Annotated in this window: 7 protein-coding genes; 1 reads left to right on the forward strand and 6 read right to left on the reverse strand. The window is 54.2% G+C overall.

Annotated elements, in window-relative coordinates; all coding sequences use genetic code 11:
- Positions 1-111 precede the first annotated feature (111 nt).
- The gene (locus BP822_RS05235; RefSeq protein WP_273271420.1) at positions 112-1,116 is read left to right on the forward strand and encodes a calcium/sodium antiporter; all 1,005 of its coding nucleotides are present in this window, start codon (positions 112-114) and stop codon (positions 1,114-1,116) included.
- Between the two features lie 82 nt (positions 1,117-1,198).
- Here the strand turns inward: BP822_RS05235 and BP822_RS05240 are convergent, their stop codons facing one another.
- The 6 genes from BP822_RS05240 to BP822_RS05265 form a co-directional block, all read right to left on the reverse strand.
- Positions 1,199-2,707 carry a potassium/proton antiporter gene (locus tag BP822_RS05240; protein WP_286877875.1) on the reverse strand — a complete coding sequence of 503 codons (1,509 nt, stop codon included), beginning with the start codon at positions 2,705-2,707 and terminating at the stop codon, positions 1,199-1,201.
- Between the two features lie 81 nt (positions 2,708-2,788).
- The gene (locus BP822_RS05245) at positions 2,789-4,783 is read right to left on the reverse strand and encodes a monovalent cation:proton antiporter family protein (RefSeq protein ID WP_286877876.1); all 1,995 of its coding nucleotides are present in this window, start codon (positions 4,781-4,783) and stop codon (positions 2,789-2,791) included.
- Positions 4,784-5,234: 451 nt separating this feature from the next.
- Positions 5,235-5,573: a cupin domain-containing protein gene (locus tag BP822_RS05250; RefSeq protein ID WP_273271417.1), complete on the reverse strand. Its 339-nt coding sequence runs from the start codon at positions 5,571-5,573 to the stop codon at positions 5,235-5,237.
- Positions 5,574-5,660: 87 nt separating this feature from the next.
- Positions 5,661-6,401, reverse strand: a complete 741-nt coding sequence (locus BP822_RS05255) for a 4Fe-4S binding protein (protein WP_273271416.1) — start codon at positions 6,399-6,401, stop codon at positions 5,661-5,663.
- 5 nt (positions 6,402-6,406) lie between these two features.
- The gene (locus BP822_RS05260; protein ID WP_013719432.1) at positions 6,407-6,802 is read right to left on the reverse strand and encodes an RDD family protein; all 396 of its coding nucleotides are present in this window, start codon (positions 6,800-6,802) and stop codon (positions 6,407-6,409) included.
- 29 nt (positions 6,803-6,831) lie between these two features.
- A partial coding sequence (locus tag BP822_RS05265) for a COG1361 S-layer family protein (RefSeq protein WP_394339424.1) occupies positions 6,832-7,331 on the reverse strand: 500 nt, incomplete at its 5' end.

Genomic DNA, 7,331 nt, shown 5'->3' on the forward strand with positions numbered 1-7,331 from the left:
TTTAAGGGGTGGGAGTAGTCACTACCCTTCTAGACACATCTACCTGGACCATGAGAGCAGCAGACAGTCTGCTAACAGAAATCTGCCAGGAGAGATGGGAGGCAGCTATCCATGAACGAGGCAATGATATTTTTCGCAGGCCTTCTCGCCCTCATCGTGGGGGCGGAGCTGATAGTGCGAGGTGCATCGCGACTGGCGGCGTTGCTGGGGATAAATCCTCTGCTGATCGGCCTCACCATCGTCTCCATCGGCACCAGCATGCCCGAGCTGGCAGTGGGAATCACCGCCGGGCTGCAGGGGAGCGGTCCCCTGGCAGTGGCCAACATCGCCGGCACCAATCTGGTCAATATCCTCTTCATCCTTGGCCTGAGCGCATTGATTCGGCCCCTGGCCCTCCATCTGCAGGTCCTCAGTCTCGACCTGCCCATGATGATCGTCGCCGCCGCAGCTCTGGCCGGCCTGGCCTCAGATGGCGTCCTGACCCCACTGGAAGGAGTCCTGATGGTTGGCGCCTCTGCAATATACACCCTGGCCGTCGTCCGCAGCAGCAGAGCAGAGTCGGACTATGTGAAAAGGGAGTTCGAGGACATGTGCGGCGATGGCTTCATGGAAGGCTGTGGCGTCAAGGCTCTGTCGCCAGAGAGAAAAGAGCTGCTGGCAAAGGCGAAGTATGCCGCCATGCTCATCGCGGGAATGGCCATAACGGTAATTGGAGCCGACTGGCTGGTGGATGGGGCAACGGGCCTCGCCCGGATGATCGATATTCCTGAGGCGATAATTGGCCTTTCCATCGTCGCCATCGGCACATCGGCTCCGGAGCTTGTCACCACAATCGTTGCCACCCTTAGAGATGAGAGGGACGTTGCCATCGGCAACCTCCTGGGAAGCAGCATCTATAACATACTCCTCGTACTGGGCCTTGCCGCTCTGGCCGCCCCCACTGGCCTGACTGTGACCCGCCAGCTTCAGCTCTTCGACATCCCCCTGATGACCCTGGTTGCCCTGGCCTGCGTCCCTGTATTCCTCACCGGCAGACGCATCTCCCGATTGGAGGGGGGCCTGGGCGTGTCCGCCTATATGATCTATCTCATCTGGCTGGTCTTGTTCCGGGCCTGATATATCCCTGATGATAAACGGCGCACAGTGGCTTCTCCCTCTGGCATCGGTCAGCCGAAGCGATCTTCAAGATCCAAAAAGCCTAACCACGGGGGATGATCTGCTGCTCAGGCTCATTATCATCGCTCGCGATCTCTTTTTTCTCCACCAAAGAGCGTAGGAGGTCGAGGGAAGGTCCGCTGGACTGGACGGAGAGGAGATCTCCTCCCTTCAACACGGTGCTCCCGCCGGGACGGATGGGGTGCCCCTCTCTTCTCAAGACCGCAATCCAGGTATCATCGGGCAGGTTCAGATCTGCGATCTGCTTTCCATCGGCAGCGCTGCCAGAAAGGACCTTGAGCTTAACCAGCGGTTCCCACTCCTCTTTTCCCGCCACCGCCTCCGGCGGCTCGGGGAGCGATTCCAGGGGGGCATACACACCCAGTCGACGAGCGAAGAAAGGTATGGACGACCCCTGCGCCAGGACGCTGGTCAAGACCACGAAAAAGACCACATTAAATATCATATCAGCCTTCTGAACCCCGGATATGAGGGGGAAAGTGGCCAGGATGATGGGGACCGAACCCCGCAGCCCCACCCAGGAGAGCATCACCCTCTCCGTGAGGGGCATTTTCCTGAAGGGCAACAGGCAGATAAGAACGGCCATTGGCCTGGCCAGGAACATCAGCACAAAGCAGATGAATAGACCAATGCCTGCCACTGGAATGAGTTTCGATGGAAAGACCAGCAGACCCAATGTTAAGAACATGACGATCTGCATCAGCCAGGCCATACTATCATGATCGTCTATCAGGCTGCGCTTATGGATAAAGGAGTGACTGCCCAGGCTCAATCCGGCGATGTAGACGGCCAGAAAACCGTTGCCCCCGAGAGCGGCAGTCAAGGCAAAGGTCAGCAGGACCAGCGATATGGTCAATAGGGGGTAGAGACCCCGATAATCGAGGCGAATGCGATTGACGATAACGGCCATGCCCCTGCCCATCATATAGCCGAATACCGCTCCCAGGGCCATCTGCTGGGCGAACATGGAGATCAGAGTGGTGGGGGAAGCAATCGCCCCGGTGATCAATGCAATCAGACTGGTGGTGAGGAAGATGGCCATGGGATCGTTGCTGCCCGACTCCAGCTCCAGCAATGGCCTTAGATCTCCTTTCAGGCTGATCTGCTTAGAGCGGAGAATGGAGAATACCGCAGCAGCATCGGTAGAGGAGATGATTGCCGCCAGGAGCATCGCCTCCAGGAGGCTGAAGTCGAGCACATAGTAGGCTGCATAGCCGACGATTATGGCGGTGAGCATGACCCCAATAGTAGAGAGTATCACCCCCCTCCACAGGACGGGCTTGATCTCCTTCCATTTGGTGTCCAGGCCGCCGGAGAAGAGGATGAATATTAAGGCCACCGTACCCAGGTACTGGGCCAGCCAGGGATTGTTGAACTCTATCCCCCCCGGCCCGTCTGAGCCGGCCAGCATGCCGATCAGCAGGAATAAAACCAGGGTCGGCACACCCAGCTGGGTGGACGCTTTGCTGGATACTACGCTAAGGAGAAGCATTACAGCTACGCCCAGCAGAAGGTATTCCAGCGGTATCATAACAGTATCTTCTACATCCTTACATCAATATTAGCCTTCTTGATCGTGACCGGTCATATTGTCAGGGCGGTGAGCCTACGATTACGAGGCCGTATTTTGAGAGCCATCGGCCCTGCCGAAGAGATAGCCGACCGATGCTAGCTGGGCCTCGGAACCCAGGATGATGGCCAAATCATCCGGCTGAAGAACGAAGCTCTCATCAGGATGATTGATCACCTGAGATTCCCTATTTACCGCCAGCAAGGATATGCCTATCTCTCTCAATCCGATCTCCTTCAGGGACCTTCCTGCCGCAGGCGAGCCGGCCGGGACCTTGATGGTGATGAATTCATTCTGAATCATGTTGAGGTCAGTGGTGCAGTAGGGCTCTTTGGAGATGCTGCGAAACATCTCATACCCATCTGCCCGGATACGATTTATGAAAGAGTCTATCCTCTCCCTTGGCACTTCATACTTCTCCAAAACCCGGCAAAATATCTCCACACTGGTCTCATACTCCTCAGGAATAACCTCATTTGCCCCCAAATTATATAGAGCGCTCATCTCATTGATGTATCTGGTCCTGTCAATTATATATATGTCGGGATTCAGCCTCCGGGCCAGTTCGGTCATCCTGCGAGTTTCCGTTCGATCGGAGATAGCTATCACAATCACCCGGGCGCTCTTGACCCCAGTGCTCAAGAGGACATGCTCTTGGGTGGCATCTCCATACCGGATGGGCTCACCATTACGCAGACCGGATTTCACTGTCTCTGGATCGATGTCTACTATTACATAGGGTATTGCCTCGCTCTTGGCAGATAGGGCCACGTTCCTGCCATTAACCCCATATCCTATGATGATCAGGTGGTCTTTCATCGTCTTTATATCCGGCATATTAGCAGGCAGGGAGCGATTCAGCCTCTGGAAACGGGGGAGCCTTGATGTGGCATCTGCCAGCTTTGTGGATACCGCTATGATAGAGGATGTTGCCACCATGGTCAGGACTGCAACATCCAGAAATATCCGGTAGAGCTCCTGGCTTATAAGGCCGTACTCCAGCCCCACCTTGGAGAGGACGAAGGAGAACTCCCCGATCTGGCTGAGGGCCAGGCCGACCAGAACAGCAATTCTCAAGGGCAGGCCCATGATGGCCACCGTTGCCCCGGCGATCAGGGATTTCAGGAGCATCACCCCGGAGGCTAAAAGGATGATATAGAGAGGATTAGCCAGCAGGAAATTGACATCTAAGAGCATGCCGACGGAGACGAAAAAGAAGCTGGTGAAGGCATCCCGCAGGGGCAGGACATTGCCAAAGGCCTGATGGCTGTACTGGGACTCGGATATGGTGAGGCCTGCCAGAAATGCGCCCAGACCCAAAGACAATCCCGCCAACGAGGTGGCCCAGGCCACGGCGAAGCATATCGCCACCAGGCTCAGGAGGAACAGCTCCCGATCATCCGTCCGGGCGATGTGGTAAAGGGCAAGAGGGACCAGCCATTTGGCGCTGATGATCACCAGGGCGACAAGAGCCAGGCCCTTGGCCAGAATGAGGAGGGGAGATTCAGGAACCTCGCCCACAGCGCCTGGCAGTAGGGGGACGGCCAGCATTAGGGGAACTATAGCGATATCCTGGAAGATGAGAATGCCCAGGATGGTCCTGCCCTGGGGGGTGTACATCTCGGATTTTTTCTGGATTATCCTCAGCACAATGGCCGTGCTGCTCACGGAGACCAGAAATCCGATCAGGATAGCCGTACCGACCGGCTGGCCAAAGTAGATCAGCAGGGCATAGACAGCGAGGATGGTCAGGGCGACCTGAAGGGTGCCCCCAACCAGGACATACTTTTTCATCTGCATCAGATCTTTCAGGGAGATCTCCAGCCCGATGGTGAAGAGCAACAGGATGACGCCGATCTCCGCCAGGACATCAACCTGCTCGATGGCCTGAATCAGACCCAGGCCCTGGGGGCCGGCCAGCGCCCCGGTGAATATGAAGCCCACGATTGCCGGTGCCCTGACCTTATGGAATATGAAGAGTACTAATACCGATAGAACGAATATGACCGCAATATCCCCCAGCAGGAGCATTTCCATAACAATCGGCCCCCCACAAGGCCAGATTGTTTTCAACAAACCTTATGGATTATAATCATTTCTGAAAGGGATGGCAAAAGGAGAGAAAAAAGGATAAAGAAAGGATGCTCTTCGCTGTATCAAGTGGGTAGCAGGATAATTAATCCTGGTGGAATACGGAATAAAACCGCAGAGGCGCAGAGCGCACGGAGGACGAACGAACGGAGACGACTATTTGCTCAGAAATATGCTATTTTTTTCAAGTGCTGGTAATAAGATAAATTTCCACGTCTCTGCGGTTAATATTCGTAGCCGAATATTCAAACACGTGGTAGTTACGGAATAAAACCTCAGAGTCACAGAGCGCACAGAGGATCATGAAAAAATGTCGAATTCCTGTGACTTTTGCACGAACCCACACCAAACAGCGAGGAGCCAATCATATACCCTTGCCCTGGTGTCCAGGTAGATCTCAAAGCAGCCTGGTGGCCTCGCGTGGCCTGGGGGTCTTGACCACCAGGATTCGAGTGACGCTATTGCTCTCGTTCATCCAGCGGTGGGGAATCTTTGCCGGGCTCTCAATCAAGGTGTCCGCCCCTGCAACCGCTTTCTCCTCGCCGACCTCCACCACCCCAACTCCTTCCAGGACATAGAATATCACATCCACCGGAGTGATGTGCTTTTTCAATGACTCACCAGGCTGCAGGGTTATATGCACTACCTGGGCGCTCTCGGTATCGCTGATGCTCCGGGCATCCACCCCATGGGGATTGGGCTTGCTGGATACGTCTTTGACCTGCACGATCTTCATAAGTGTCTTATATTCACCCCATCTGGCATAAGCATTCCCCTGTATGCGGCTTTGGCCCATGCATTCGCCAGATCATGCGACCGCTATTCACCTCCCAAATGAATAACTAATCGCATTCTCCGAGCAGACATCAACACAGCAGCCGCAGAGGATGCATTCGCTGTTTTCCATGATCCTCTGACGGACCATGAGGTTTACATCAAGGCTCATGGGACATGTTGCCGAGCACCTTCTGCAATTCGAACAGCGGCCTGCATCGGATGAGAGTTGCAGCGCAGGCCAGCGGAAGAGGTCTCGGATCTTCCTTCCGGTGATGAGAATCACGGCGATCGGGCAGAAGTAATGGCAAAAGGCACGCTTGCCGGCTAGCAGGGCAAAGGCGGTGAAAAAAGCGATCTGCACAAAGAATATCGTGTACGATCCCTGTTGTGCAATTGATATGCCCTGATCGGTATAATAAAAGAGGTCGATGGTTTTCAGCCCTCCTGCAGAGCGAATTGCAGAGATGAGTGGGATAAAAAGTATGAAAAGGAATATCGGATATTTAAGCAGGTTCATCCTCCCTGTTCGAACATTTTTATCATTTAGGAGAATATAAATTTCCTGCAAGCCCCCTCCTGGGCAGAGCCATCCGCACCACAGCCTGCCCAAAAGAAGCGAGCTGATGAAAAGGAGAACGAATACGATAAGGCCGCCAGTGGCAACTCCTTGTGATGCACCCCGGATAATTACCGGACAGGATATATAAACAAAGGTGGCGGGCAATAGCACGAAAGAGAGGATGATCATCGCCCTCCTGATCTTTTGTCTGGCCGGGAATTTAATCATAGAATTTATATAACCTGCTTTTTGACAACGGTGTCCGACAGCTTATTGAAGAGGCGCTGCCTCTTTCCCCGAAAGGCAAATAGGCCGATCAGGCAGTCGACGGGGAGGAGAAAGGCCTTGCCAAAGGACTGCAGAGCCGAATCCCTAAAGCCGATGGCCTCTCCATAGGGCCCGACCACCACGATATTGAGCAGCATCTTTCCCAGGGATTGCCCACGGTATCCCTCCAGTGCGGTCCAGTAGACGAAAATCAGACCGGACAGAATCAGCATTGCGTCCAGATGCATTGGATCGATCCCAAGGACCAGGACTACTCTATGCCATATGAGTCCCATGAGCAGAACATCGATCAGCCAGGCCCAGAAGCGATCACTCCAGCTGGCCAGCACCAATTCATCCAATCCGGTCTCCTCCTTCAGCTATTCGAGATTCAGACCTTTTTCTGCCTCTTCTTGTAGATATAGCCACCAACAGCAATCAAGATAATAAGCGCTAGAGCTGCTGGCAGAAGAAGAGACCGGGCGGCAGGCTCAACCTTTACCGGTATTTTCATGCTCTCAGAGATCACTGTGTCTCCATTGACATCAGTATACTTGATCTCGCTGCTTATGCCATAATCCTTTGCTGTAGCATCGGAGTCGACGTCCATCCGGAAGAGGACAGTGGTCTCATTTCCCGGATCCAAATTTCCTATGAAGGCCTGATCATCGGTGGAGGAGAAGGGCTTGAAGATGGAAAGCCTGGCTACAGCATCCCTTACGGGATCCTCGCCGATATTCTTGTAGGTGGCATGGATCTCCTGCTTCTTGCCCCCGGCTAAAAGCTCAGCAGTGGTGTTCTGGATCACGAAGTCCGCCTGCTTCTTGACCCGGATGGTGACGGGCACTGTCTGGTTGGCCTTCTGGTAGACATAAGAGACCCGGTAGTTGG

The organism is Methanosaeta sp. UBA458, assembly GCF_002496085.1.
In the GTDB taxonomy this organism is placed as follows: domain Archaea; phylum Halobacteriota; class Methanosarcinia; order Methanotrichales; family Methanotrichaceae; genus Methanothrix; species Methanothrix soehngenii.